The organism is Curtobacterium sp. MCBA15_016, from assembly GCF_001865105.1.
Lineage (GTDB): Bacteria > Actinomycetota > Actinomycetes > Actinomycetales > Microbacteriaceae > Curtobacterium.
In genome coordinates, this window is the sequence record NZ_MJGR01000033.1 from 78,328 (window position 1) to 105,327 (window position 27,000).

Genomic DNA, 27,000 nt, shown 5'->3' on the forward strand with positions numbered 1-27,000 from the left:
GCGCGCGCCGCGCGCCCACTTGGTGAGCAGAAATGGTCGGGTCCGGAGACGGGACCCGACCATTTCTGCTCACCAAGTGCGCGGTGGTCCGGACCGGCGGCGGTGGTCCGGACCGGCGACGGCCTGGAGGCGCGGGGCGAGGCCGCCACGCGCCTCCAGGCCGACGGTGGGTCGCGCTACGCCACCCGCACGTCGGAGTAGGCGCCGGCGGCGATGTCCTCGAGCAGCCCCGGCCCGGTGGGCTCCCAGCCGAGGAGCTCGCGCGTGGCCTCGGACGTCGCCGACATCTCCATGCCGAAGAACTGCCCGATGAACCCGAAGTGCGACACCGCGTCGGCCGGGTCGACCGAGGTCACGGGCAGCCCGAGGGCGTCGCCGATGGCCTCGGCGATGGCCCGGGTCGGGATCGCGGTCTCGGCGACGGCGTGCAGCCTCGTGCCCGCGGGTGCGTGCTCGAGGCCGAGCCGGACGAGCCGAGCGGCATCGGTGACGTGCACGGCGGCCCAGCTGTTCGTGCCCTCGCCGATGTAGCCGGAGACGCCGGTGCGCTGTGCGGCGGCGACGATCGCGGCGATGAACCCGTGGTCGCCGGTGCCGTGCGTGGTCGGGCTGAAGCGGGCCGCGATGGTGCGCACGCCCTGGTCGACGAAGTCGAACCCGCGGTTCTCGCTGCCGCCGCGCATGCTGTCCGGGCCGACGAACGGGTTGGGGTCCGCCTCGGTCGAGGGGCGGCCCTGTGCGAGTCCGGCGACGCCCGAGGCGACGACGAACGGCCGGTCGGTGCCGACGAGCGCCTCGCCGATGGTCTCGACCGCGGCGCGTTCGCTAGCGTTCGTGGCGGCCGGGTTCGCCCAGTCGTGCTTGTTCGCGAGGTGCAGGACCCCCTCGGACGCGGCGGCCCCGCGGCGGATGGCGTCGAGGTCGTCGAGGTCACCGCGGACGACGGCGACGCCCTTCGCCTCGAGCGCGGCGGCCGACGAGTCGGAGCGGGCGAGGCCGGTGACGGTGTGTCCGGCGGCGAGGAGCTCGTCGACGGTGTGGGAGCCGATCCATCCGGAGGCCCCGGTGACGAACACGTGCATGTGCTTTCCCTTCGCAGGTGTCCACGGCGGTGATGTCATGAACTGACATCACCGTAGCACTCGATGTCAGTCGCTGTCATCAGTAGACTGCGGACATGGCGAGATGGCAACCCGGGACCCGTGAGCGACTGCAGGCCACGGCCCTGCAGCTCTTCGCGGAGCAGGGGTACGACGAGACGACGGTCGCCGAGATCGCCGCCGCGGCCGAGGTCACCGAGCGCACATTCTTCCGACACTTCGCCGACAAGCGCGAAGTGCTGTTCGCCGGGCAGGACGACTTCCTCGGCATGTTCACCACCCCGATCGAGGCGGCACCGGCCGGCACTCCGCCCTTCGACCTCGTCCGGCTCGCGCTCGACGCCAGCGGCGCGTTCTTCCCCGACGAGCGCCGCCCGTGGTCGCGCGCACGCCAGGGCATCATCGACGGCAACCCCGCACTCGGCGAACGGGAGCTCGGCAAGCTCGCGACCCTGAAGGTCCGACTGGGTGAGGTCCTGCGCGACCGCGGCGTCCCGGAGCCCGCCGCGACCATCGCCGCCGAGACCGCCGTCACCGTGTTCCACCTGTCGTTCGCACAGTGGATCGCCGACGACGAGGACCGCCCGTTCGCCACGATCGCCCACGAACGACTCGACGCCCTGACGACCCTGGTGCACCCCGGTCGTTGAGACGGCTCTTACCTTCCGCGAGCATCATGTAACGATCCGGTCACGGCCCGACGGCCCGTGACCCCATCGACAGCATCGCGCAGGAGGCGTCCGTGGCCATCACCACGACCTCGCCGGAGCGGACCCGCACGACATCCGCACCGGCCGACACCGACGGCAGGCACGCACGACCGACGCCCCCGCCGCCGCTCACGAACCGTGCTCCGGCGCTCGACGGGCTCCGGACGGTCGCGATCCTCATCGTGATCCTCTACCACCTGCACGTGCCGCAGTTCGAGGGCGGGTTCATCGGCGTGACGGTGTTCTTCGTGCTCTCCGGGTTCCTCATCTCGACGCTGCTCCTCGGCGAGCACCGCCGCACCGGGCGCATCCGGCTCGGCTCGTTCTGGACGAAGCGGCTCCTCCGCCTCTACCCGGCACTGCTCGCGCTCGTCATCGTCGGCCTCGCGCTGTGGAACTGGGTCGGCGACTACAAGGGCGCCTCGTTCTCCCCCGGCGAGGCGGCGTTCATCGCGCTGAGCTACACCGGCAACCTTTTCCGCTCGTACTGGGACACCACGCAGGGCGTCTTCGCGCACACGTGGAGCCTGTCGATGGAGGAGCAGTTCTACCTCGTCTGGCCGCCCGTCCTCGTGCTCCTGTTCGCACTGCGGTCGCGTCGGCGCTGGCTGATGACCGGGCTCGGCGTCGTGATCGTCGGTGCCGCAGCGGCGTCGTGGCTGAGCTACCGGACGCCGAACAGCGGCGCGACCCCGGACGTGTACTTCTCCCCCGTGCTCGGCGTCGTGCCGCTGGCGACCGGGTGCCTGCTCGCACTGCTCCTCGACGACGAGCGCTTCCGCACGTGGGCCTCCGGGATCGCCGGACACGTCGGCACCTGGCTCGGCATCGGGCTGCTCGCCGCGGTGCAGTTCTGGATCGACGACGACTGGACGCAGCACGCCTGGTCGTTCGGCGTCGTGCTCCCGGTGACCGGGCTGATCTCGGCGCTGCTCATCGGTGGGCTGGTGTCGGTGCGGTCGCCGCTGTCGGCCGCGCTCGCGTGGACGCCCGTGTCGTGGTTCGGTCGTCGCGTGTCGTACTCGGCGTACCTCTGGCACCCCGTGGTCATCGCGCTGCTCGGCACGTTCGCGATCGGGGCGTGGGGCACGGTGTGGCTCGTGGGGGCGGCGCTGCTGGTCGCGGTCGGGGCGGCCTACGCGGTCGAGGTGCCGGTCGAGCGGCTGCGGAAGCGGTTCCGTGAGGCCCGGCGACTGGTCGCCGCGGATCGGTCCGCGCGCGAGACGGCGGACGCGACCGCCTGACGGACGGGAGGCGCGGGTCGGCCCCGCACCGCGCCTCCCGACCCACGGTCTGCCGGACGCGAGACGACCGACGGTGCGTGCACCGCGCCTCCCGACCCACGGTCTGCCGGACGCGAGACGACCGACGGCGGCTGCACCGCGCCTCCGGGGTCCGCGTCAGCGGCTGCGACGGGGACGGCGGCGTCCGACCAGCAGTCCGACGGCGCCGACCACGAGCACCAGCGCGACGACCACCGGCAACCGGAAGGCGAGCTCGGTGACGATCCCGGCGACGCCACCGCCGCCGAGGAGCACCCGACCGGCGATCCCGAGCACGGCGAGGACGACGATCGCGCCCGAGGCCACCACGACCGCGGCCTCCCACCGAGCGGGCGGCGGCATCCGACGCGGTGTGCTCCGTCGCCACCACACCACAGCCGCGACGACGAGCCCGAGCAGTCCGAGCACGCTCGAACCGTCCTGCACGCCGGCCCAGACCGGATAGGCCGCCGGACCCTCGCGGAGGAACGGGATCGCCTGCACCGCCCACCCGGCCTCATGCGAGAACGCGTCCCACACGACGTGCGTCACGCTCCCGACGAGACAGGCGACGACGACCGCGACCGCCCGGCGGACCGGCCGGTCCCCGGCACGCGGAGGGGACGACCAGCTCGCCGGCAGCCGCTCGCGGACGCCCGGCACGGCCTCCGCCCACGCGGGCCGCACCAGGTACCACCAGGCCACGAGGACGACCAGCGCGACCACCAGGTCGATCGTCACGACGCCCACCCACGAGTGCGCCACGACGTAGGGCGGCAGGAACGGCGCGAACAGGACGGCGTCCGGCGCCATGGCTCCGACGGCGACCGCCGCGACGGGCAGCGGGGTGCGGCGGGCGGCCAGGGCGACGACCGCGTGGCTGACGGTGAAGGGCACCACCCCAGCATCGCGGACGGCCCCGGTGGAGCGCTTCGGTCGAGCGGATGACCCCGGGTGCCGATCGGCTGGGTGGGCGCTGCGCCGACCGTCCGTAGGCTCGGGCCGTGACCACGGAGCGCGTCGACGTCCTCGTCGTCGGCGGTGGGCCCGTCGGCCTCTTCGCCGCGGCGCTCCTCGCGGCCCGCGGGCTCGAGGTCGTGGTGTGGGAACGGCGCGAGGGTGCGCCGACCGGGTCCCGCGCGATCGGGATCCACCCGCCGTCCCTCGACGCGTTCGCAGCGATCGGGCTGGACGGGCCGGTCCTCGCGGAGGCCGTCCGGGTCCGCCGCGGGGTCGCGCGCAGCCGTGGCCGGGAGCTCGGCGCCCTGACGTTCGACCACGCGTCGGCCACGCACCCGTACGTCGCGACGCTCGACCAGCACCGGACCGAGGCCCTGCTGCGGGAGCGTCTCGCGGCGGCAGCGCCGGACGCGCTCCGGACCGGCACGGTGCTCTCGGCGCTCGAGCGGCACCCGGACCACGTCGACGCGGTCGGGACCGGCCCCGACGGCGCGGTGGCCGTGCGGGCCCGGTTCGTCATCGGGGCGGACGGCTCGCGGAGCACCGTGCGGGACCTGCTCGGCATCGCCACCACCGGTCGCGACTACCCGGACCGCTACGCGATGGGGGACTTCGCCGACGTCGAGGACCCCGCTGCCCGGACGGACGCGCTCGTCGACGTCGGGCCGGCCGGCGTGGTCGAGTCCTTCCCGCTGCCCGGCGACCGTCGTCGGTGCGTCGTGCTCCTGGCGTCCTCGGACGATCCGTCGCCGAGCGCGGCGGACCTCGCGGCGATCGTGGCGGCACGCACCGGTGTCCGGCCGGACCCGACGTCCTGCAGCATGCGCAGCGGGTTCGGTGTCCGACGCCGGGAGGCCGAGCGGGTCGGCGTCGGCCGTGTCGTCCTCGCCGGGGACGCGGCGCACGAGATCAGCCCGATCGGCGGGCAGGGCATGAACCTCGGGTGGCTCGACGCGGCCGAACTCGCGCCGCTCCTCGCGGAGGCGGTCGCCTCGGGCAGCGCCGGCCCGTGGCCGGAGTACGCGCGGCGGCGGCAGGCGGTCGCGCGGCGGGCGGCGCGGCAGGCGGAGGTGAACATGGCGCTCGGGCGTCCGTTCGGCCGTCCGCTCGGCAGGGTGGGGGCGGCCGGACGGGAGGCGCTGCTCCGGACGGTCCTGTCCCTCCCGACCGCGGATGCGCTGGCCGGTGTGTACGCGATGCGGTGGGCGTGACGGGTCGCGGGGGCGCCGGTCAGGCGACCAGGCGGGCGCCGGCGAGGCCGAGCTCGACGACGAGCACGAGCGACGACGCGATGACGAGCCGGAACAGCACCCGCGATGCCCGCCCGGCCAGCACGAGCCGCACCCCGACCCCGGCGAGCGCGACGACCACGACGGTCCCGAGCACCGCGAGCACCACCCCCACGCCCCGGACCGGATCGTCCCCGAGCACCTGACCACCGAGCACGAGCAGCGCCGCCACGACGAGCGACCCGAACGCCGTGACGCCCGCGCCCCGGAGCCCGAGCCGGTGCGGGAACCCCCGGACCCCGGTGGCCGCGTCGTCGACCAGGTCCGGCAACACGTTCGTGCAGTGGATCGCGACGCCGAACACCGCCCCCGTCGCGATCGCCCACCACGCCGGCCAGTCGCCGTCCGGCCCGGCCGAGACCGCCACGACCGGGAGCAGCCCGAACGCGACCACGAACGGCACGACGGACCAGACCGTGCGCTTGAGCCCTGCGTCGTACGCCCACCCCGCGGCCATGAGCACGAGGTGCGCGACGGCGGCGACCGGCCCGAGCAACACCGACAGGACGACGGACGCCAGGGCGGTACCGAAGGCCGCGCGACGGACCGTGCCGACGGCGATCGCCCCCTGTGCCACGGGCTTGTCCGACCTGCCGACCGCCCGGTCGCGATCGGCGTCGATCCAGTCGTTCGCGAGCCCGATCGAGAGCTGCCCAGCGACGACGGTCAGGGCGACGAGGACGACCGTCCACCACGTGTGCCCGACCGCCACGGCGATCACCGTCGCGAGCACGGTCACGGTGACGGTGGGCCCCGGGTGCGACGACGCGAACAGCAACCGTGCGGTCGAGGGTCGGCGTGGCCGGGTCACAGGTGCCAGCGTACGTCCGGCACCCGCCGAGTCACTCGCCTCAGGCCTGCCGGACGCAGTCGAGCCGTTCCGGGAGCCTCGTGAAACCCGCCGCCCGGTAGGTCGCGACGGCGCTGTCGAGGTCGCTCGGGGTGCAGACCCACGCGGTCGACGCTCCCGTCTCGCGGAGCAGTGCCGCACCGGCGACGCAGATCGCGGTCCCGTGCCCCGCACCGCGGTGGGCGGCGTGGACGCCGAGCGGCTCGATGAGTCCGGGACGGCCGCGACCGGCCGACCAGACCGTGATCCCGGCGACCGGTTCTCCGGCGTCGTCCCTGCCGAGCAGACAGCGAGCCTCCGCGAACGGTGCACCGGCGGACATCGCCCTCCAGCGCTCGTCGGTGAACGACCCGTTGTCCCAGGCCGAGCGGTGGACCGCCGTGAAGTCGGACGTGTCCGCGCCGTGCACGATCTCGACGTGCAGCGACGACCCGTGTACTCCGATCGGCGCGGCCAGGTCGAGGGACAGCGGCGTCCAGGACTCGCCGGCGCCCCATCCCGCAGCGTGCAGCGCTCCGCGCAGGGCGGTGCCGTCCGGTACCTCGATCGACGCGGGGCCGCTCGGGAGCACGCCGGTGCCGGGGTCGGAGGCGTCGGCCGCCAGGGCGCGCGCGAGGTCCGGGTCCGTCCAGCGCTCGGGGGCCACGGTCATGCGGAGCGTGGTCGGTCCGTCGAGGAAGCCGAAGGCGACGATCTGCCCGTCGACCTCCCAGATGCGCACCGCACGCGCGACCGCGTCCGCCCCCTGGCGCCACGCCCACCCGAGGTCGCCGGGGTGGAGCTGCACGAGTGCGTCGTCGCGCTGCCACGACCGCAGCGCCGCCAGGCCCCGAGCGAGGTCGGCCGGCGATGGTGACCGCACGACGGTGTCCACGTCCACGTCCACGTCACCCGGCCGCCGGGACCTCCGCGCCGAACCGGTCGACGAGCTCGCGCTTGAGCACCTTGCCGCTCGGGCCGAGGGGCAGCGCGTCGAGGACGTGCACCGCCCGGGGGTACTTGTAGGCAGCGATCTCGGCGGCGACGAAGTCGATCAGCTCCTGCGGCGTCGCCGTCGCCTCGGCGCGGAGCACCACGGCCGCCTCGATCTCCTGCCCGTGCAGCTCGTGCGGCACGCCGAACACCGCGGCCATCGTGACGTCGGGGTGGGTCGCGAGGACCTCCTCCACCTGCCGCGGGTACACGTTGTAGCCGTTGCGGATGATCATGTCCTTCGTCCGGTCGACGATCGTCAGGTAGCCGTCGTCGTCCTTCGTCCCGAGGTCGCCCGTCCGGAACCACCCGTCGACGATCGCGGCCGCGGTGTCCTCGGGACGGTCGAGGTACCCGTTCATGAGGTTGTGCCCGCGGATCACGAGCTCGCCGATCTCGCCGTGGGGCAGCATGACGATCGCGTCGTGCTGCTCCGGGTCGGCGATCTCGACGTCGACGCCCCACACCGGGGTGCCGATCGTGCCGGGGCGCGGTGGCCGTCCGACGTGGTTGAAGGTCGCGACCGGCGAGGTCTCGGTGAGGCCGTAGCCCTCGTGGATCGGCGCGTCGTAGACGTCCTGGAACCGCTCGAGGACCGCCAGGGGCAGCGAGGCGCCGCCGGAGATCGCGTACCGCAGGGTCGGACGGGCATCGGAGCGGGTCGCCGCGTCGAGCAGCGCCATGTACATCGTCGGGACGCCCATGAAGATGCCGCACCCGTGCTCGACCATCGCGGCGAGCGCCGTGTCGCCGTCGAACTTCGGCAGCATGACGATCGTCGCGCCGACCCGGAAGCCGGTGTTCATCGTGCAGGTCTGCCCGAAGGTGTGGAACAGCGGCAGGGCGCCGAGCAGGACGTCCCCGCGGTGCATGTCGAACGTCGTCATCAGGTTCGTGTTGACCTGTTCGAGCAGCGAGAAGTGCGACCCCTCCGCACCCTTGGGCTTGCCGGTGGTGCCGCTCGTGTAGAGGATCGTCGCGGTGTCGAACGGGTGCCGGGGGACGTAGGTGTCGAGCGGTTCGGCCTGCTGCGCGAGCGCTTCGAGTCGGTCCGGGGAGTCGGCCGGGGCGAGCACCGTCACCACGTCGACCTCGGCGAGCTCGGCACCGGCCGCACCCTCGCCGAGCAGCGGTGCGGCGCAGACGAGCAGCGCGGCGCCGCTGTCGCGCAGGACGTACTCGATCTCGCGTCGCTTGAGCAGCGCGTGCACGGGGACCGCCACGGCGCCGAGCGCGAGGGTCGCGTAGTAGACCCGCGGGAAGTCCTCGACGTTCGGGACGAGCATCGCCACACGGTCGCCCGGTCCGACGCCGCGGGCCCGCAGCGCACCGGCGTACGCGAGCGTCTGGCTCCAGAGCTCGGCGTAGGTGGTGTGCCGGTCGCCGACGATGACGGCGACGTCGTCCGGGTACCGCGCTGCGGACTCGGCGAGGATCGCTGCGACCGAGGCGGTGGCGCTGGTGTGGTGGGTGGCGGTCATGACCGGTCTCCGTCTCCGTCGACGACTCCGTGGACGACTTCTCGGCCCGATCCTACGGCCGCGGTCGCTTCCGGATCCGGCCCCCGTTCAGGCGGGAGCCCGCACGCCCAGACGTCGCCGACCCACCACGCCCGACGCCAGCGCGATGCCGAGCAGCACCACGAGTCCCCCGACCGGCTCGTTCCACCGGACGTGCTCGCCGAGGACCAGCACGCCGAGCACCACCCCGACGACGGGCGTCAGGTAGGTGACCGTCGAGGCGCGACCCGCTCCCCACGCCTGCACCAGCCGCGTGTTCCAGGCGTAGGCCAGCCCCGTGCCCACGCAACCGAGTGCGACCATCGCCCCCACGATCCTCCAGTCCAGCCGTACCGGACCCATGGCGATGACGGGCGCGACCAGCAGGAGCAGTCCGGAGGCCAGCGTCAGCTGCACCGTCGCGAGCGTGACCGGGTCGTACGCGCTGCCGACCGCCACCCGGCGCAGGTACGCGAGGCCGATGCCGTAGCACGCGGTCATCCCGAGCAGCGCGACCTGCCCCGGCACGCTCGCCAGGACCTCCGGGTCCCCGATGACGTTCCACGGACCGACCAGCACCAGGACGCCGACGATCCCGAGCACGATGCCCGCGACCTGCCGTCCGCGGAGCCGCTCGGACGGCACGAGCACCGCGAGGGCCGCCAACGTCATGATCGGCGTCGTCGCGTTGTAGATGCTCGCGAGACCGGACGGCACCGTCTGCTCCGCCCACGCCATGAGCGACGACGGCACCGCGTTGAGGAACACCGACACCACGAGCAGGTGTCCCCAGACCCGTGGCTCACGCGGCCAGCGCCGACGGGTCGCGAGCAGGACCGCGACGAGCGTGAGCGCGCCGAGGACCGTGCGCACCGTGGCGACCTGCTGCGGTGCGAGCCCGTCGAGCCCGATCTTCGCGAACAGGAAGCTCGAGCCCCAGGTCAGTGCCACGAGGAGGTAGAGGACCGCGTTCATGTCGCCTAGTGTCGACATCCTCGGCGCATGCGGCAAACGCATGTCGCTCATGAACGGATGAGGAAGACGCATGACCGTCTCGGTGCCCCAGCTGCGCGCGTTCGTCGCCACCGTCGACGCCGGCTCCTTCACGGGCGCGGCGTCCGTGCTCGGCGTCGGGCAGTCCGCCGTGTCGCACGCCCTCGCAGGACTCGAGCGCGAGGTGGGCGGTCCGGTGGTCCGGCGCGGGGCGGCCGCCGTCACGACGCCGCTCGGCGACCGTCTGCTGGCCCACGCCCGCAGCGTGCTCGCCTCCGTCGAGGCCCTGGAGGCAGTGGTCCGGCCCGCCACGGCGCGCGGCACCGTGCGCCTCGCGGCCGTCCCCACCGTCTGCCAGGGCCTGCTGCCGCGGCTCCGCGAGCTGTGGGCGGTGACGCTGCCGGACGTCGACGTGCAGGTCTACGAGGGGGACGACGACGAGATGCCCGAGTGGCTCGAGGCCGGCACGGTCGACGCCGCCGTGCTCGTCGACCCGACGCCGGTGCCACCGGGCGGTGTGGTCGTCGCGCAGGACGAGATGGCCGCGGTGGTCCGCCGCGACCACCCGCTCGCCGACCTCCCCGCGCTGACGCTCGACGACCTGCACGAGGACGGGCTCGTCGCGGGCGGTGGCGGGTGTGAACACCAGATCCAGCGGCTGCACGAACTCGACGGGCAGCCGTTCCGGTACGCCCACCGGGTGCGGGAGATGAGCACCATGTTCGGGATGATCGAGCGGGGCGAGGGCGTGTCCATCGTGCCGACGCTCGGGCGGGTGATGCTGCCGCCGGACCTCGTCATGGTGCCGATGGCCCGGCGACTCTCACGGACGCTCGTGCTGAGCGGGCCGACGTCCCGCGAGTGGCACCCGCTGGCGAGGGCGCTCGTCGACGCGGTCTGACCCGGTGCGGAGGCGACGGCGGCAGGATGGGGCGATGGCCGAGACGCACGTGAAGACCTTCGCCTCCCCCGACGAGGCCGCCGCCGAGGCAGCCGGTCTGGACTGGCTCGCCGAGGCCGAACCCGACGGCGGCACCCGGATCGCCCGCGTGCTCGGTCGACCCCGCCCGACGGTCCTCGACCTCGAGCTGATCCCGGACGGTTCGCCGTCGACACGGCAGGCCGAGCGGTTCGGCCGGTCCCTGGCGCACACCCACGCCGCGGGCGCCGAGCACTGGGGCGCGCCGCCCTCCGGCTGGCCGACGGGCACGCCCCTGCGGATGGGACGCTCCCGCACGCCGTTCGTCGCCGCGGCGGACGCACCGGCGACCTGGGGCGAGTTCTTCGCGGAGTACCGGATCCGCGACTTCGTCCGCCGCATCGTCGACGCCGGCGGGTTCGACCACGCCCAGGCAGCCGTGTTCGACCGGGTCGCCGACCGGGTCCAGGACGGGACGCTCGGGTCCCCGCAGCCCAAGCTCGTCGGGGACCGGCCGGCGAGGCTGCACGGCGACCTCTGGGCGGGCAACGTGCTCTGGCCGACGGACGCGGAGCCGGTCGACGGGACGACGCCCACGGGAGCGGTGCTCATCGACCCCATCGCGCACGGCGGGCACGCCGAGACGGACCTGGCGCTCCTCGGACTCTTCGGACTCCCCCGACTCGAGGCCGTGCTCGCCGCCTACGACGCCGAGTCCCCGCTCGCCGCCGGGTGGCAGGAGCGGGTCGAGCTGCACCAGCTCGCGCCGCTGCTCCTGCACGTGTTCCTGTTCGGCGGCTTGTACACGGGGGCGGCGCTGCGCGCGGCGCAGCGGTACGCGTGAACTGCGCGCCGCGCGTCTTAGGGCGCGCATAGCCGCCGCAGGGTGACAGTCGGGGAACGCCCGGAATCCTCACTGCCATGACCACGTACCCGATACCCGTGACCGATCGACGCGAGACCGCGCGCACCGACGCGCGGGATCGGCGCCGCAAGCCCGTCGCCCGCCTGTTCCTCGGCGAGCGCGAGGACGCCCGCTGGCTCCGGCCCGCGTTCTGGGCGCTCCTCGCCGTGACCGCCGTGGTGTACCTCTGGGACCTCAGCGTCTCCGGGTACGCGAACAGCTTCTACGCCGCCGCCGTGCAGGCCGGCACGAAGTCGTGGGAGGCGTTCTTCTTCGGCTCCCTCGACTCGTCGAACTTCATCACGGTGGACAAGCCCCCGGCCTCGCTGTGGGTGATGGTGCTGTCCGCCCGGCTGTTCGGATTCTCGAGCTTCAGCCTCCTGCTCCCCCAGGCCCTCATGGCCGTCGGGTCCGTCGCGCTCGTGTGGGGAACGGTCCGCCGCACGCTCGCCCGGCTCGGGGCCACCACGGCGAACGTCGGCGCGCTGCTCGCGGGCTTCGTCGTCGCGGCGACCCCGGCCGCCGCGCTGATGTTCCGGTTCGACAACCCGGACGCGCTGCTCGTCCTCCTCATGACCGCCGGCGCGTACTGCACCGTGCGGGCGCTCCCGAGGGGCAGCTGGAAGTGGATCGCCCTCGCCGGGGTCGCCCTCGGGTTCGCCTTCCTGACGAAGATGCTGCAGGGGCTGCTCGTCCTGCCGGCGTTCGGCCTCGTGTACCTGTTCGCCGCTCGCACCACCTGGGGCCGTCGCGTCGTCGGCCTGCTCGTCGCCGCCGGGTCCCTCGTCGTCGCCGCCGGCTGGTGGGTGGTCGCCGTGTGGCTGTGGCCCGCCGAGTCCCGCCCCTACATCGGCGGCTCGACGAACAACACCGTGCTCGACCTCGTGTTCGGCTACAACGGCCTCGGTCGGATCTTCGGCGGCTCGGGCAACGGCGGCGGAGGCGGCGGCATGACCGGCGGCACCGCGGGCGGTTCGTTCGGCGGGTCGACGGGTCTGAACCGGCTTTTCTCGTCCGAGATGGGCCTCGAGATCTCGTGGCTCCTGCCCGCCGCACTCATCGCGCTGATCGTCGGCCTGGTCGTCGTCGGCCGCCGTCACCTGGCCGACCCCGCCCGCGCCGGACTCGTGCTCTGGGGTGGCTGGCTGCTCGTCACCGGACTCGTCTTCTCGTACATGTCCGGCACGATCCACCCGTACTACACGGTCGCGCTGGCCCCGGCGATCGCCGGACTCGTCGGCACCGGCGGCGCGCTGCTCTGGCACGCCCGCGAGCGCTTCACCGGCCGCATCGGTCTGGCCGCCATGATCGGCGTCACGGCCTTCTGGGGCTGGTGCCTGCTCAACGAGAACCCGACGTGGCTGCCCTGGCTCCGCTGGGTGATGCTGGCCGGCGGCCTGCTGTCGGCAGCGCTCGTCGTGATGGGCAGTGTGCCGTCGCTCCGCAGGCTCGTCACGATCGGCGTCCTCGCCGGCACCCTGTTCGGGCTCAGCGGCACCACGGCCTACGCCCTCGCCACGACGACCGTCGCGCACTCCGGTTCGATCCCGAGCGTCGGTCCGGCGGGCAGCAGCACCGGCGGCATGGGCGGCGGTGGCACGGGTGACATGCCGGGAGGCGCGGGTGGACCCGGCGGGTCGACCTCCGGTTCCGAGAGCGGCGGCTCCACCTCCGACGACGGCTCCCAGCAGGGTCCCGGCGGGACCCCGCCGGAGGGCATGAGCGGCGAGGCGCCGGAGGGTGCCGACGGGACGGCGCCCGGTGGCGCCTCCGGGACCACCGAGGGCTCGACCGGGACCGACGGCACCGCCGAGGGATCGACCGACGGCGCCCCGAGCGGCATGGGCGGTGGCGGGTCGACGACCTCGTCGGCGTTGCAGAAGCTCCTCGAGGCGTCCGACGCGAAGTGGGCGGCCGCGGTGAACGGCTCGCAGTCGGCAGCACAGCTCGAACTCGACACCGACACGGCCGTGATGGCGATCGGTGGCTGGTCGAGCGACCCGGCACCGACGCTCGCCCAGTTCCAGGCGTACGTCGCCGACGGGGACATCGGGTACTACGTGTCCTCCGGCTCGGGCGGCGGCGGCATGGGCGGCGGATCGTCCACGGCGTCGGCCATCCAGGAGTGGGTCGCGGCGAACTACGAGTCCACGACGGTCGGCGGGCAGACCGTCTACGACCTGAGCAGCACGAAGTGATCGACGACGAGGGCGCGGTGGATAGGCTCGCGGGCGTGACCGGGCAACCGCTGCAGCGCACCGACGGCTCACCCGTCCGCGCCCTCGTCGTCGACGACGAGCACGCCCTCGCGGACGCCGTCGCCCTCGCGTTCGCGGGCGACGGCTGGGAGGTGCGGGCCGTGCACCGCGGGCGCGACGTGCTGTTCGCCGCCCGGGACTTCCGACCCGACGTGGTCGTCCTCGACGTGATGCTGCCGGACATCGACGGGTTCGAGGTGCTCGAACGACTCCGGGACGCCCGGGACGACGTGCGGGTGCTGTTCCTCACGGCGCGGGACGCCCCCGAGGACCGGCTCGCCGGACTCACGGGCGGCGGCGACGACTACCTGACCAAGCCCTTCGGCATCGACGAGCTGCTCGTCCGGGCGCGGATCCTGGCCCGGACGTCGCCGCGGGTCACGGCCGTCGGGAGTCCGGCCGCGACGAGCGTCGGCGACCTCCGGCTCGACGAGGACGCCAGGACGGTCACGCGCGCCGGTGAACCGATCGACCTCACCGCGACCGAGTACGAGCTGCTGCGGCACCTCGTGCGGAACGCCAACCGCGTGCTCTCCCGGGAGCAACTCCTGGCGAACGTCTGGGGGATGGACTTCGGCACGTCGTCCAACCTCGTGGACATGTACGTGTCGTACCTGCGCAAGAAGCTCGACGCCGGACGCGAGCCGATGCTGCAGACCGTCCGCGGAGCTGGGTACGTGCTCCGGCCGACGACGTGAGCCGACCGCGGACGGCGAGCCGCGCCTCCCGGGCCCGGAACGGAACCGACCGTCGGCGGCGCGTGCCGTCGCTGCGGTGGCGGATCGTGGCGGCCGTGGCGCTCCTGCTCGTCGCGACCAACGTCGTCGTCGGAGCGGTGACGGTCGTCGCGTTCCGCGGGTACCTGGTCGACCGGCTCGACGCGGAACTCGCGACCGCGGCCGAGCGGACCGTCGGCGGGCCGGACGGCGAACGGCCACCGCCCCCGTCGACCGGTACCGGCTCCGGCTCGGACCCGGACAACGCGTTCATCGGCGCTCCCGGACAGTCCGCCGGCACCGTCGTCGCGATCCGGCGCGACGGCGCGACCGTCCTCGGCGGGTACACGGACAGCAGCGGCCGGCAGCACGGGCTGTCCTCGGCGCAGGAGGCGACCCTGTCGCGCATCGCCAGCGACGGCGACCCCGTGACGGTCGACCTGGGGAAGCTCGGCACCTACCGGGCGCAGGCCGTCGGCGACGACGGCGACGTCTTCGTGACCGCGCTGCCGCTCGGCGACCTCGACGCCGCCATCGCCCGCCTCCTGCTCGTCATCGGTGTCGTGACGGTCGTCGGGCTGCTCGTCGCGGCCTGGGCGCTGACCCTCCTCGTCCGGCGATCGCTCCGCCCGCTCGAACGGGTCGCGGCCGTGGCGTCCGACGTCACCGAGCTCGACCTGGAGCGCGGGGACACGGACATCCCGGTGCGGGTCTCGGCCGGGGACCTCGCGGCGAACCGCGAGGTCGAGCAGGTCGGCACCGCGCTCAACCGCCTCCTCGGACACGTCGCCCGGGCGCTCACGGTCCGACGCGAGGCCGAGACGGGCATGCGGACGTTCGTCGCCGACGCGTCGCACGAGCTGCGGACCCCGATCGCGACCGTGCGGGCGTACGCCGAACTCTCGGCGTCGTCGGACGACCCCGACGCGGTCCGCCGCAACGTCGACCGGATCGGGCGCGAGGCGGTGCGGATGGGCGACCTCGTGGAGGAACTGCTCCTGCTCGCTCGTCTCGACGCCGTCGCCCTGGCGTCCGGCCCGGCACCGGCGCGCGAGCCGGTCGACCTGACGTCGATCGTCGTCGAGGCGACGATGGACGCGCGCGCGACCGCACCCGGGCACCGGTGGACGTTGCAGGTGCTGGACGACCACCCGCTCGTGGTGTCCGGGGACGCGACGCAGCTGCGGCGGGTCGTGACGAACCTGCTGGCGAACGCGCGGACGCACACGCCGGAGGGCACGTCCGTGGTGGTCTCCCTGCAGCGGACCGGCGACGTCGTGCGTCTCGTGGTCGCGAACGACGGACCGGTCATCCCCGCCGAGGTGCTCCCGACGCTGTTCGACCGCTTCACCCGCGGCGAGGCGTCCCGGTCCCGCGAGCACGGCACGAGCGGCCTCGGGCTGGCGATCGTCCGGGCCGTCGTGACCGCGCACGACGGGCTCGTCCGGGTCGCCTCGGAGCCGGGGCGGACGGCGTTCACGGTCGATCTGCCGGGTCGGACACCGGACGCCGACTGACCGGGCTGGTTCGCTCGGGAGCGGCCGAGCAACTAGGTTCGGACGGTGCCCTCACGACTGTCCGCACTCGCCGGTGACCTCCGCATCCGGGCAGGAGTGGCGGCCGTGGTCCTGCTCTGGGCCCTCTACCAGTGCTTCTGGAACATCGGCGGGCCCAACATCACCGGCGACGAGGACATCTACCTCCGCGCCGGGTGGCAGTACGTGCACGGCGACTTCTCGTTCAACCGCGAGCACCCCCCGACCGCGAAGTACCTGTTCGGTCTCGCGCAGCTCGTCGCCGGGCAGGGGCCGATCGGTCCGCGGGTGCTCGTCGCCCTGCTCACCTTCGGCGTCGGCGTCGCGCTGTACTGGTGGCTGCGGCGCGAGATCGGCTACTGGGGCGCCCTGCTCGCCGCCGCCCTCTGGTGGCTGACGCCGCGCGGTGGTGCCGGTCCGCGCGTCGACCGTCTGGCACTGCTCGACCCGGTGATGACCGTGTTCGCCGTGCTCGCGGTGGCCACGGCGTGGGTGTGGATGCGCGGCGACCGGTGGTGGCTCGCGCCCGTGTCCGGTGCGCTGATGGCCCTGTCGGTGACGTCGAAGGTCTCCACCGTGGTGCTGCTGCCGGTGTTCCTGCTGCTGCCGGTGCTGTTCCGGGCATGGCGTCGACTGCTCGTCGGCGGCGCGATGTGGGCGGCCGCGTTCGGGCTGGTGTTCGTCGTGTCGTACGTGCCGATGGGGATCCGGTCCGCGATCCGGTACATGATCGAGTTCCAGGAGGGGCAGAACACCACCGGGCACCCGATCACCATCGGCGGCACCGTCTACCGGTTCGCCCCGTGGTGGGCGAACCTGCACTTCATGGAGGCCGGCACGGGGGTGCTGCTGCTCGTCGTCCTCGCCGTCGGGGTCGTCGCGGCGCTGGCGATCCGGGCCGACCGGCTCGTCGCGTACGTCGGCGTCGCCCTGGCGCTGCTCGTGGGCTTCTACGTGGTCGTCGCGAAGATCGCGCTGCCCACGTACTACTCGGCGTGGATGCCGTTCCTGCTCGTCCTGGCCGCGATCGGGCTGGCGCGACTGCCGCGTGTGCCGGTGCGGGGGGCGGCCCCGGTCGCGACGGCGCTGTCGCTCGTGCTGGTCGTCTCGCTCGTCGTGCCGTCCGTCCGGCTCAGCCAGGACATCGCGCGCCAGCACCCGACGGGCATCGCGCTGCTCGGGGACTACCTCGAGGAACAGCACGTGCCCGACGGCAAGATCCTGTTCGTGTCGGCGACCCCGGGGCTCTTCGTGCCGTACGTCGCCGAGCGCGGCACCACCCGGGCCGACCAGGGGCCGTACGTCGCGATCGTGGTCGGGAACGACCGACGCTTCCCGCCGTCCGGGGCCGTGACGCAGCTGTTCGACTCCGAGCGGTCGCGGTTCTCGGTCGCCGAGGTCGGCGGACTCCAGGTGTGGCTGCCGAAGGACGGGCGGGTCGTCCTGCAGTCGGGAGCGCTCACCGTCGAGGGCTGACCCGCAGCTCGGCTGCCGGTGGGGCGCGTGGCTAGCAGCTCGGCTGCCGGTGGGCTCGCGGCCGGCGCGAAAGCCGTCGGTGCCGTCGGTGCCGTGGCACACTGGACGGGAACGGACGGGGGCCCGCATGCCGAACGACTTCGCACGACTGCCGGAGCGGCCGCGCGCCGACGACCTCGTGGTCGAGGTGCCCGCGTTCGAGGACGACCGACCCCAGCCCGAGCCCGCGCCGCCGGCCGCGGCCCCGGAGCTCGTCGCGGCGACCGAGTTCGCCCGGACGTCGCACGCGCCGGCCACGATCCGGCGGACGCAGGTGCGCGCCGCGGTCTGGATCGCAGGCGTCCCCATCGCGGCGCTCGTGGTCATCGCGGTCGTGCAGGTGCTGTTCGCGCGCTGACCCGCTGCGCGCTGCCCGGCCACGGTGCGCGCTGTCCGCTCCGTCCTGCCCGGCCACGGGTGCGCGCTCTGACGACGACTGCTCGTGGTCCACCGTGCGCAGTCGTCGTCGGGCTGCGCGGTGGCCGGCCGCGCGTTCTTAGACGCGGCACAGCAGGCTGCTGCGGTCCCCGTATGCCCGGTCCCGAGCATGTGCGGTATGACGGAGACGAACCACACCCTCGACATCGACATCGTCGTCCCCTGCTACAACGAGCAGGACACGCTCGCCGCCCACGTCCGCCGCTTGCACACCTTCTGCCGGACGTCGCTCCGGAACACCTGGCGCATCACGATCGCGGACAACGCCTCGACCGACGACACCGCACGCATCGCCGACGACCTCGCCGCGATGCTGCCGGACGTGCACGCGGTGCACCTGCCGGAGAAGGGCCGGGGCCGTGCGCTCAAGGCCGTCTGGGCAGCGTCGCCGGCCACCGTGCTGGTCTACGTCGACGAGGACCTCTCCACCGACCTCGCCGCGCTCGAACCCCTCGTCGCCCCGCTGCTGTCCGGGCACTCGGACGTGGCGATCGGCACCCGGTTGGCGGGCTCGTCACGTGTGGTGCGCGGCGGGAAGCGCGAGTTCATCTCCCGCTCGTACAACCTGCTGCTCCGCACCACGATGGGGGTGTCCTTCTCGGACGCGCAGTGCGGCTTCAAGGCGATCACCCGGCAGGCCGCGGAACACGTCCTGCCCCTGTGCGAGGACGACGCGTGGTTCTTCGACACCGAGCTGCTCGTGCTGGCCGAGCACGCCGGACTACGGATCCACGAGGTCCCGGTCGACTGGGTTGACGACGTGAACTCATCGGTGCACATCGCCTCGACCGCGACCGAGGACCTCAAGGGGATGTGGCGGGTCTCCCGCGGGCTCGCAACCGGACGCGTGCCGATCGGTGCGGTGTACGACGCCATCGGCCGCCGTCCGTTCACGCCACCGCACGTCGGGATCGTCGGGCAGGTGCTGCGCTTCGGGGCGATCGGCGTGCTGTCGACGATCGCGTTCGCCGTGCTCTACGCCCTGTTCCGCCCGGCGATCGGTGCCCAGACGGCGGACTTCCTGGCGCTCCTGGTCACCGCGATCGGCAACACGGCACTCAACCGACGCTTCACGTTCGGGGTGCGGGGACGTGCCGGCGCAGGGCGGCACCACGTGCAGGGGTTGGTGGTGTTCGGGATCGCGTGGGCGATCACGTCCGGGTCGCTGGTGATCCTGCACTCGGCGGCACCGGGATCGTCGCACGGTGCGGAGATCGTGGTGCTCACGGCCGCGAACCTCGTGGCGACGCTGGTCCGCTTCGTCCTGTTCAAGGCGTGGGTGTTCCGGTCCCGGCGTCGGCCGGAGCTCATCCGCCCGGGCACGACCCCGGCGGCGGACGCGAGCACGGCGGCGACCGAGCCGATCGCGGTCGACGAGCGCCACGCCGCCTGACGCCGCCGGGCCGCCCGGCCGCCCCGCGGCCGCGCGCTCGCACAACCGAAGTCACTCCGCGCCACGGGGATCCGCGGCGCGGAGTGACTTTCGTTGTGCGCAAGCGAACCGCGCCGCACCCCGGCCGCACCCGCGCCGCACACCCCCGCCGCGCCCGCGCCGCGCACCCCGGCCCCGCGGTGTTGCGCGGGCGGTATACCGCGCCGTAGCATCGCCTCACCGCACCACAACCCCACAGGGCCCGACTGCCACCATCGGTCTGCCCGCGGCGAGCGCTCCACTGATGCAGCCTGGCCGTCCGCTGCCGGCAACGCCCCACTGGACCTGCACACGTGAACCCCTCCTCCTTCGGTCTCTACGACCCTGCCCGCGAATCGAGCGACTGCGGCGTCGGTTTCATCACCCGACTCGACGGGATGCCGAGCCACGACGTCATCCGCAAGGGCGACGAAGCGCTGTGCGCCATCCCCCACCGCGGCGGCAAGTCCGCCGAGGGTGTCGGTGACGGCGCGGGCGTGAGCATCGACCTGTCGGTGGAGTTCTTCAGCGCGATCACCGGCGAGGAGCTCCGCGCGGGCCACTTCGGCGTCGCGAACTGCTTCGTGCCGAGCGGCACAGGCCCGGCTGCGGACGCCGAGCGCGCCCGTGCGCAGCAGACCGTCACGGACGCCATCGAGCAGCAGGGCTTCGAGCTCCTGCTCGTCCGTGACGTCCCGGTGGACCACTCCGTCGCCCGTCCCGAGGCCGAGCAGTACCAGCTGCCGATCGTGCAGTGGGTCTTCCGTGCCCCCGAGGCGTGGACCCGCGCCGAGGTCGACGCCGCCGCCAACCGCGCCCTCCTCGCGATCGAGGCGGTGTCGTACGGCCAGGCCGCCGCCGACCGCGCCGAGCACGCCGCCCTGTACCCGCTGTCGCTCAGCGCCCGGACCCAGATCCTCAAGGGGCGGCTGAACTCCGGCGAGGTCATCGGGTACTTCACCGACCTGCGTGACCCGCGCCACTCGGTCCGGACGCTCTACTTCCACACCCGGTTCTCGACGAACACCGAGCCGCACCCGACGATGGCGCAGCCTTTCCGCCTGATGGCGCACAACGGCGAGCTGAACACCGACCGGAAGAACCGGCTGTCCGACGAGGCCCTCGCCCGTGCACGGACCCGCAGCATCGTCCGCCCGCCCGGCCAGTCCGACTCGAGCCGCCTCGACCAGACCCTGCAGAGCCGGGTGTTCGACGACGGCCTCGAGATCGTCGAGGCCGTGGTCTCGCTCATGCCCCCGGCGTGGGAGAACGACCGCACCCTGACCCCGGCGGTGCGGGACATGCTCGAGTTCTTCTCGCTCTACGAGGAGAAGAACGACGGCCCGGCCGCCGTGATCTTCAGCGACGGCGACGTGGTCGGCGCCCGGCTCGACCGACTGGGCCTGCGCCCGCTGCGCTCCGTGCAGACCGCCGAGTACCTGATGGTGTCGTCCGAGGCCGGTCAGGTCGAGTTCGAGCCGGAGGACGTCGTGCACCGCGGCCGCATCGAGGCGGGCGGCATGCTCGTCGTCGACCACCGCACCGGCACGCTCATGCGCACGCGCGAGGTGCTCGAGATGCTCGCCGCGCGGAAGCCGTACGGCACGCTCCTCGACGCCGCCCGCGTCAACCTGGACGACGTCCCGGCGCCGGAGTACCAGCGCACCACGACCACGCTCGGCTACGAGGGCGATCTGTCGCTCGCGGGCCGCTACGTGGCGTACTCGCTGAACCAGGAGAGCTTCCGGTTCATGCTCGACCCGATGCTGCAGAACGGCTCGGAGCGGATCTCGGCGATGGGCTACGGCAACGCCATCAACGCCCTGAGCGACACCGAGGGCGGCATGGCGAAGTACTTCTCGCAGCGCTTCGCCCAGGTGACGAACCCGCCGCTCGACTCGATCCGCGAAGCCGACGGCATGTCGATGCGCGTCGCCCTCGGCGCGAAGCCCGACGGGACGGGTTCGGCGACGCGGCAGCTCGTCGTCGAGTCCCCGATCCTCGGGCACCTCGACATGGTGCGCCTGCGCGAGCAGGACATCGTGCCGCTCGAGCGCTTCGACATGCTCTACGTGCCGGTGCTCGGCGACGAGCAGGCGAACGCCGACGCGGTCCGCACCGCGACCGAGCACCTCGCCGACGCCGTCGCCGCCTTCGCGGAGCGCACCGGCGGCATCGCCGTGCTCACCGACCGCAACGTGTCGTCGACGCACGCGCCCCTCCCCGTCATCCTCGCCGTGGCCGCCGTCAACCAGCGGCTCATCGAGACCGGCCTGCGCCTGCGGATCTCCGTCGTCGCCGAGTCCGGTCAGCTGCCATCGTCACACCACGTGGCGACGGCGCTCGGCTTCGGCGCCGCAGCGGTGTACAGCCTCTCCGCACGTCTCCGTGCGGAGGAGAAGTACCCCGCAGCGCCCGCCCCGGCCGGCGAACTGACCGCGACCGACCTCGCCCTCAAGCGCTTCCGGAAGGCGGCCGAGAAGGCCCTCGCGAAGACGATGGGCCGCGTCGGGCTCTGCACGGCCGAGAGCTACATCGGCGGTGAGTTCTTCGAGCCGAACTACCTCGACACCCGCGACGACCTGCTCGCCCGGGTCTTCCCGCACATGCAGGCCCCGGTCGGCGGCGTCGGGTTCGCCCGCATCGCCCAGGCCGCGACGGACTGGCACGAGCGCGCCCGCACGGTCGAGTCCGAGGGCCAGGTGCCCATGCTCGGCCTCTTCAAGGAGCGCTCGGACGGTGCCGGGCACTCGTTCGGCGTCGCGAGCGTGCGCGGCTTCGGCGGCATGACCGAGGAGCGTCCGGCCTTCGAGCGCTCCGGCGACTCCGAGGCGCTGCGGCTCCTCACGCTCGGACAGCTCGACGACGCGTTCGGCATCACCGACACCGCCTACCGGAACACGGGCTACGACCGGCTGAGCGACGCCGAGATCGACGCGCACCGGATCACCCCGGGCTACGTCACGTTCCTGCAGACGACGCACGACGAGCGCTCGCGCCGTCCCGCGGCCCTCCGCGACGTCCTCGCGCTGCCCGCGGACGTCACCGGCATCGACACGGCAGAGGACTTCGCCCGCGAGCTCGGCCGCTTCTCGACCACCGGCAACGCGAGCGTCACGGTGCGCGGGCTCTCCGGCTCGCGTCCGGCCGACGACGGGGACCTCCCAGGAGGCACGGCTCGCTTCCGCCTCGAGCTCACGTCGACGGGGACCACGGGTGCACTGCGCCACGCGGCCCTCGCGGACGGCCTCGCGCTGCTGCACCCCGGCCAGGTCGACGTCGACTCCGTCGACGACACCCAGGTGACGCTCCGCGCCACCGGCTCCGCCGTCGAGCTGCTCGCACTGCTCGACCACGCCCCGGCGAGCGTCGCGCTCGACGAGGTCCAGCCGGCGCACGAGATCACCCGGACCCTGGCGTCCGGCGCGATGAGCCACGGCGCGCTCGTCGCGACCGCGCACGAGGCGGTGGCGCACGGCACGAACATGGTCGGCGGCATGTCGAACAGCGGTGAGGGCGGCGAGCACCACTCCCGCTACGGCACGATCCGCGGCTCGCGCATCAAGCAGTTCGCCTCGGGACGGTTCGGCATCTGGGCGGGCTACCTCGCCGACCCGATGCTCGAGGAGCTCGAGATCAAGATCGGCCAGGGCGCGAAGCCGGGCGAGGGCGGCCAGCTGCCCGCGCCGAAGGTCACGGTGGACATCGCCGCGGCCCGTGGTGGCACCCCTGGCGTCGAGCTCATCTCGCCGCCGCCGCACCACGACACGTACTCGATCGAGGACCTCGCGCAGCTCATCCACGACTGCAAGGCCGCCCGTGTCCGGGTGATCGTGAAGCTCGTGTCCTCCGAGGGCATCGGCACCATCGCGGTCGGCGTCGCCAAGGCCGGCGCGGACGTCATCAACGTCGCGGGCAACACCGGTGGCACGGGCGCCGCGGCCGTCACGAGCCTGAAGTACGCCGGCCGCTCGGCGGAGATCGGCGTCGCCGAGGTCCACCAGGCGCTCGTCGCGAACGGCCTCCGCCAGAAGGTCACGCTCCGCTGCTCGGGCGCGCACCAGACCGGTTCCGACGTGGTCACGAGCGCGCTGCTCGGCGGCGACAGCTTCGAGTTCGGCACGACCGCGCTCATGATGCTCGGCTGCGTGATGGCGAAGAACTGCAACGTGAAGTGCCCGGCTGGCCTCACCACGAACGCCGAGGCGTTCGAGGGCGACCCCCGTGCGCTCGCGCAGTACCTGCTCAACATCGCCCACGACGTGCGGCAGATCCTCGCGCGCCTCGGCCTGCGCTCCCTGCGCGAGGCCCGCGGTCGCACCGACCTGCTGCAGCTCCTCGACCACCCGGCGAGCGTCGGGCGCCTCGACGTCCGGGCGCTCCTCGCGCAGGTCCCCGAGAAGCTCGTCGAGGACCCGGAGTACCTCGAGAAGGACTTCCACACCGACGACGCGCTGCTCGAGCGGGTCCGCACGGCCCTCGTCGACCACGAGCAGGCGCACGTGCTCGTGCACGGCGTGCTGCTCGGCAACAGCGACAAGTCCGTCGGCGGCCAGCTCGGCATCGACGTGGAGCGCCTGCTCAACCACGAGCTGCGCGACACCGACCTGTCCGGGCACCCGGCGATCACCACGGACGACCGCGGACGCCGCCGACTCGTCGACGGCGCGGTCACGATCCGCACGCTCGGGTCGGCCGGGCAGTCGTACGGCGTGTTCAACAACGACGGCATCGTGCTCGAGCACACCGGCACCGCGAACGACGGCGTCGGCAAGAGCCAGAGCGGTGGCCGGATCATCGTCCGCGCACCCGGTGGCGGCAGTGCCGGACAGGGCGGCAACGTCCTCGTCGGCAACTTCGCACTGTTCGGGGCGACCGGTGGCCGCACCTTCGTCGAGGGTGAGGCCGGCGACCGGTTCGCCGTGCGCAACTCCGGCGCGACGGCCGTGGTCGAGGGCGTCGGGGACTTCGGCTGCGAGTACATGACGGGCGGTGCCGTGTTCAACCTCGGTACCTTCGGCAAGGGCCTCGGCAACGGCATGTCCGGCGGGTTCCTGTACCAGTACGACCCCTCCGGCGAGGTCACCGAGCGCGCGAGCACCGACTCGCTCCTCGTGTTCCCGGTCACCGACACCGAGCGCGGGGCCTTCCACGAGGCAGCGGCGCGCCTGCTGCTCGAGTGGCACCTCGAGGCGACGGGCTCGGCGCTGGCCGAGCGTCTGCTCGCCGAGTGGGAGACCACCCGCCAGCACGTCTTCGTCGGCATGCCCCGGGCGCTCCTGCTCACCCAGGACGCCGGCGAGATCCTGGCCGCGGCGAGCCGGAACGAACTGCTCGACGAGCTGGCGACCTCGATCGCGACGGACAAGCTCCGCGCGTTCAAGGTCGACTACCGCGACCAGCGCGCCGTCCTCGGCGGCCGTGCCCCGTCGCTCGGCGACCAGGGCGACGACATGTTCTCGCTCCTGTCCTCGTACACCGTGCTCGGCGTCGCCCAGGACCTCGCGCTCGAGCGGGTCCCCGGCGCGGCCGGCCCGAACGACCCCCGGGTGACCGAGGCGGTCAAGAACCTCATCCTCACCGAGGACTTCTTCGTGAAGCAGCGCGTCGTGAAGTACCTGCGCGGCACGCTGGACCGCTTCGCGGACGACGAGCTCGCGACCCTCATCGCGATCAAGCGCCTCGACGACTACAAGCGCGCGCTCACGCAGCGGAACAACCGCAGCATGGACGCGCCGGGCACCACCGGGTGGATCATGCACCAGAACGCCAAGAACGACGGCCGCGTCCGCGAGGCCCGCTTCGACGAGCTGCTCGCGAACGCAGCGCTCGAGGACATCGCCCGCCGTGCACCGCAGGCGCCGACCGAGGCGGTGTCCGCGTGAGCCTGCTCCCCCCGACCGGATCGCTGATCCCGGTCGACGCACCGTTCTCGCAGGCCCAGGAGTCCTGGCTCGCCGGGTTCATCGCCGGCATCGCCGCCGCGGGCAAGCGGGCCTCCGGCGGCGCCCCGACGACGACGATCGACGTGCTGTTCGGCACGCAGACCGGCAACGCGGAGTTCCTCGCCGACGAGCTGGTCGCCGGCGCGAAGGCCCGCGGGCTCGGCGGTCGTGCCACCGCGCTCGACGCCGTCACGCCGGAGCAGCTCGCCGGGATGTCGCACGTGCTCGTGGTCACCTCGACGTACGGCGAGGGCGAGATGCCCGACAACGCCGGACTGTTCTGGGACGCGATCCAGGCGACCACCGTGCCGCGGCTCGAGGGACTGCAGTACGCCGTCCTCGGGCTCGGCGACACGAGCTACGACGAGTTCTGCCAGGCCGGCAAGCTCCTCGACACCCGGTTCGAGCAGCTCGGCGCCACCCGCATCCACGACCGCGTCGACTGCGACGTGGACTACGAGGACCCGGCCGCGCTCTGGACGGCTGCGGTGCTCGACCGTCTGGCGGCGGAGGCGGGCGTGCAGCCCGGCGCGACCACGGCGGTGGCGGCGACCGGTGCGACGACCGCGGCCGGCGGGGCGGGCGCGAGCCGTGCCTCCAGGCCCGGTGCCCAGTGGAACAAGCGCAACCCGTACCCGTCGACGCTGGTCGAGAACCGGCTGCTCTCCTCGCCGCGCAGTGCGAAGGAGATCCGGCACTACGAGTTCGACCTCGGCGACTCCGGGATCGAGTACTCGGCGGGCGACGCGCTCGCGGTCGTGCCGGTCAACGACGAGGTGTTCGTCGGCGAGCTGCTCGAGCAGGTCGGCGCGAACGGCTCCGAGACGCTCGACGGCCGCCCGGTCACCGAGGTCCTGCGGACCGACCGTGAGATCCGGACGCCCTCGAAGGACCTCATCGCGGACCTCGTCCAGCGCGCACCGTCGTCGGAGCTCGCCGCCGTCGTCTCGCACGGTGACAAGCACGAGCTCGACCGCTGGCTGTGGGGTCGCGACGTACTCGACCTGCTCCGCGACGCCGGACCCGCGGCACCCGGACTCGACGAACTCCTGCCGAACCTCCGACCGCTGCAGGCGCGCCAGTACTCGATCTCGTCGAGCCCGCTCGCGCACCCGGACCGCATCCACCTGACGATCGCGTCCGTCCGGTACGGGGACCCGCACCGCATGTACGCCGGCGTCGCGTCGACGTTCCTCGCCGACCGGGTCGCCCCCGACGGCACCGTGGACGTCTACCTGCAGCCGAACGCGTCGTTCGGGGTACCCGCCGACCCGTCCGCGCCGATGATCATGGTCGGCCCGGGGACCGGGATCGCTCCGTTCCGCGGGTTCCTGCACGAGCGTGCGGTCTCCGGGGCGACGGGACGGAACTGGCTGTTCTTCGGCGACCAGCACCGCGACACCGACTTCGTCTACGAGGACGAACTCACCGAGCTGCAGGAGCAGGGCGTCCTGGACCGCCTCGACCTGGCGTTCTCGCGCGACCAGGCCGAGAAGGTCTACGTGCAGACCCGGATGCTCGAACAGGCCCCGGAGCTCTACTCGTGGCTCGAGGACGGCGGGCACCTGTACGTGTGCGGTGACGCCTCACGCATGGCGAAGGACGTCGAGCAGGCGCTCCTGGCCGTCATCGGGAGCCAGCGGGGCAAGGGCGAGGACGACGCGCAGGCGTACCTCGCCGACATGCGGCGCGGCAAGCGGTACGTCCGCGACGTGTACTGAGCG

19 protein-coding genes are annotated in these 27,000 nt (G+C 73.2%); 13 read left to right on the top strand and 6 right to left on the bottom strand.

Features of this window, described 5'->3' with window-relative positions; all coding sequences use genetic code 11:
* Positions 1-176: 176 nt before the first annotated feature.
* Positions 177-1,082: an SDR family oxidoreductase gene (locus BIV03_RS13680; RefSeq protein ID WP_071296088.1), complete on the bottom strand. Its 906-nt coding sequence runs from the start codon at positions 1,080-1,082 to the stop codon at positions 177-179.
* Positions 1,083-1,177: 95 nt separating this feature from the next.
* Here BIV03_RS13680 and BIV03_RS13685 point away from each other — a divergent pair, with 95 nt between their 5' ends.
* Positions 1,178-1,750, top strand: a complete 573-nt coding sequence (locus BIV03_RS13685; protein ID WP_070418073.1) for a TetR/AcrR family transcriptional regulator — start codon at positions 1,178-1,180, stop codon at positions 1,748-1,750.
* A gap of 92 nt (positions 1,751-1,842) precedes the next feature.
* On the top strand, positions 1,843-3,054 hold the full coding sequence (locus BIV03_RS13690; RefSeq protein WP_071296089.1) for an acyltransferase: 1,212 nt from the start codon (positions 1,843-1,845) through the stop codon (positions 3,052-3,054).
* A gap of 156 nt (positions 3,055-3,210) precedes the next feature.
* On the opposite strand, the gene BIV03_RS13695 is transcribed toward BIV03_RS13690, so the two are convergent.
* The gene (locus BIV03_RS13695) at positions 3,211-3,969 is read right to left on the bottom strand and encodes a DUF4184 family protein (protein WP_175475857.1); all 759 of its coding nucleotides are present in this window, start codon (positions 3,967-3,969) and stop codon (positions 3,211-3,213) included.
* Positions 3,970-4,076: 107 nt separating this feature from the next.
* On the opposite strand from BIV03_RS13695, the gene BIV03_RS13700 reads away from it, so the two are divergent.
* Complete coding sequence (locus BIV03_RS13700; RefSeq protein WP_071296091.1) at positions 4,077-5,243, top strand: NAD(P)/FAD-dependent oxidoreductase; 1,167 nt, start codon at positions 4,077-4,079, stop codon at positions 5,241-5,243.
* A gap of 19 nt (positions 5,244-5,262) precedes the next feature.
* Here BIV03_RS13700 and BIV03_RS13705 read toward each other — a convergent pair whose 3' ends face one another.
* The 4 genes from BIV03_RS13705 to BIV03_RS13720 all read right to left on the bottom strand — a co-directional run bounded on the left by BIV03_RS13705 (position 5,263) and on the right by BIV03_RS13720 (position 9,617).
* Positions 5,263-6,132, bottom strand: coding sequence for a UbiA family prenyltransferase (locus BIV03_RS13705; RefSeq protein ID WP_071296092.1), 870 nt, complete (start codon positions 6,130-6,132; stop codon positions 5,263-5,265).
* A 40-nt stretch (positions 6,133-6,172) separates the two neighbouring features.
* The gene (locus BIV03_RS13710) at positions 6,173-7,045 is read right to left on the bottom strand and encodes an N-acetyltransferase (protein WP_071296120.1); all 873 of its coding nucleotides are present in this window, start codon (positions 7,043-7,045) and stop codon (positions 6,173-6,175) included.
* Between the two features lie 13 nt (positions 7,046-7,058).
* Positions 7,059-8,624, bottom strand: coding sequence for a long-chain fatty acid--CoA ligase (locus BIV03_RS13715; RefSeq protein WP_070418068.1), 1,566 nt, complete (start codon positions 8,622-8,624; stop codon positions 7,059-7,061).
* A gap of 87 nt (positions 8,625-8,711) precedes the next feature.
* Positions 8,712-9,617, bottom strand: coding sequence for a DMT family transporter (locus tag BIV03_RS13720; protein ID WP_083403438.1), 906 nt, complete (start codon positions 9,615-9,617; stop codon positions 8,712-8,714).
* A gap of 70 nt (positions 9,618-9,687) precedes the next feature.
* Here BIV03_RS13720 and BIV03_RS13725 point away from each other — a divergent pair, with 70 nt between their 5' ends.
* The 10 genes from BIV03_RS13725 to BIV03_RS13770 all read left to right on the top strand — a co-directional run bounded on the left by BIV03_RS13725 (position 9,688) and on the right by BIV03_RS13770 (position 26,997).
* Positions 9,688-10,536 carry a LysR family transcriptional regulator gene (locus tag BIV03_RS13725; protein ID WP_070418066.1) on the top strand — a complete coding sequence of 283 codons (849 nt, stop codon included), beginning with the start codon at positions 9,688-9,690 and terminating at the stop codon, positions 10,534-10,536.
* Positions 10,537-10,570: 34 nt separating this feature from the next.
* Complete coding sequence (locus tag BIV03_RS13730) at positions 10,571-11,398, top strand: fructosamine kinase family protein (RefSeq protein ID WP_071296094.1); 828 nt, start codon at positions 10,571-10,573, stop codon at positions 11,396-11,398.
* A gap of 77 nt (positions 11,399-11,475) precedes the next feature.
* Positions 11,476-13,656 carry a glycosyltransferase family 39 protein gene (locus tag BIV03_RS13735; protein ID WP_254790902.1) on the top strand — a complete coding sequence of 727 codons (2,181 nt, stop codon included), beginning with the start codon at positions 11,476-11,478 and terminating at the stop codon, positions 13,654-13,656.
* Between the two features lie 35 nt (positions 13,657-13,691).
* Complete coding sequence (locus BIV03_RS13740; RefSeq protein ID WP_083403443.1) at positions 13,692-14,414, top strand: response regulator transcription factor; 723 nt, start codon at positions 13,692-13,694, stop codon at positions 14,412-14,414.
* A 62-nt stretch (positions 14,415-14,476) separates the two neighbouring features.
* On the top strand, positions 14,477-15,949 hold the full coding sequence (locus BIV03_RS13745; RefSeq protein WP_071296095.1) for a cell wall metabolism sensor histidine kinase WalK: 1,473 nt from the start codon (positions 14,477-14,479) through the stop codon (positions 15,947-15,949).
* Between the two features lie 45 nt (positions 15,950-15,994).
* Positions 15,995-17,443: a glycosyltransferase family 39 protein gene (locus BIV03_RS13750; RefSeq protein WP_071296096.1), complete on the top strand. Its 1,449-nt coding sequence runs from the start codon at positions 15,995-15,997 to the stop codon at positions 17,441-17,443.
* Positions 17,444-17,570: 127 nt separating this feature from the next.
* Complete coding sequence (locus BIV03_RS13755) at positions 17,571-17,840, top strand: hypothetical protein (RefSeq protein WP_071296097.1); 270 nt, start codon at positions 17,571-17,573, stop codon at positions 17,838-17,840.
* Between the two features lie 198 nt (positions 17,841-18,038).
* On the top strand, positions 18,039-19,313 hold the full coding sequence (locus BIV03_RS13760) for a glycosyltransferase (RefSeq protein WP_368086575.1): 1,275 nt from the start codon (positions 18,039-18,041) through the stop codon (positions 19,311-19,313).
* 332 nt (positions 19,314-19,645) lie between these two features.
* On the top strand, positions 19,646-25,216 hold the full coding sequence (locus BIV03_RS13765) for a glutamate synthase-related protein (RefSeq protein ID WP_071296099.1): 5,571 nt from the start codon (positions 19,646-19,648) through the stop codon (positions 25,214-25,216).
* A complete protein-coding gene (locus tag BIV03_RS13770) occupies positions 25,213-26,997 on the top strand; it encodes a sulfite reductase subunit alpha (RefSeq protein WP_071296100.1) in 1,785 nt (594 codons plus the stop codon). The genes BIV03_RS13765 and BIV03_RS13770 overlap by 4 nt, the downstream gene beginning before the upstream one ends.
* Positions 26,998-27,000: the final 3 nt, after the last annotated feature.

Excerpts from the sequence above, each read along its gene's own strand:
- BIV03_RS13680 (WP_071296088.1), bottom strand. The coding sequence starts at position 1,082 with ATGCACGTGTTCGTCACCGGGGCCTCCGGATGGATCGGCTCCCACACC.
- BIV03_RS13685 (WP_070418073.1), top strand. The coding sequence starts at position 1,178 with ATGGCGAGATGGCAACCCGGGACCCGTGAGCGACTGCAGGCCACGGCC.
- BIV03_RS13715 (WP_070418068.1), bottom strand. The coding sequence starts at position 8,624 with ATGACCGCCACCCACCACACCAGCGCCACCGCCTCGGTCGCAGCGATC.
- BIV03_RS13720 (WP_083403438.1), bottom strand. The coding sequence starts at position 9,617 with ATGAACGCGGTCCTCTACCTCCTCGTGGCACTGACCTGGGGCTCGAGC.
- BIV03_RS13725 (WP_070418066.1), top strand. The coding sequence starts at position 9,688 with ATGACCGTCTCGGTGCCCCAGCTGCGCGCGTTCGTCGCCACCGTCGAC.
- BIV03_RS13730 (WP_071296094.1), top strand. The coding sequence starts at position 10,571 with ATGGCCGAGACGCACGTGAAGACCTTCGCCTCCCCCGACGAGGCCGCC.
- BIV03_RS13735 (WP_254790902.1), top strand. The coding sequence starts at position 11,476 with ATGACCACGTACCCGATACCCGTGACCGATCGACGCGAGACCGCGCGC.
- BIV03_RS13755 (WP_071296097.1), top strand. The coding sequence starts at position 17,571 with ATGCCGAACGACTTCGCACGACTGCCGGAGCGGCCGCGCGCCGACGAC.
- BIV03_RS13760 (WP_368086575.1), top strand. The coding sequence starts at position 18,039 with ATGACGGAGACGAACCACACCCTCGACATCGACATCGTCGTCCCCTGC.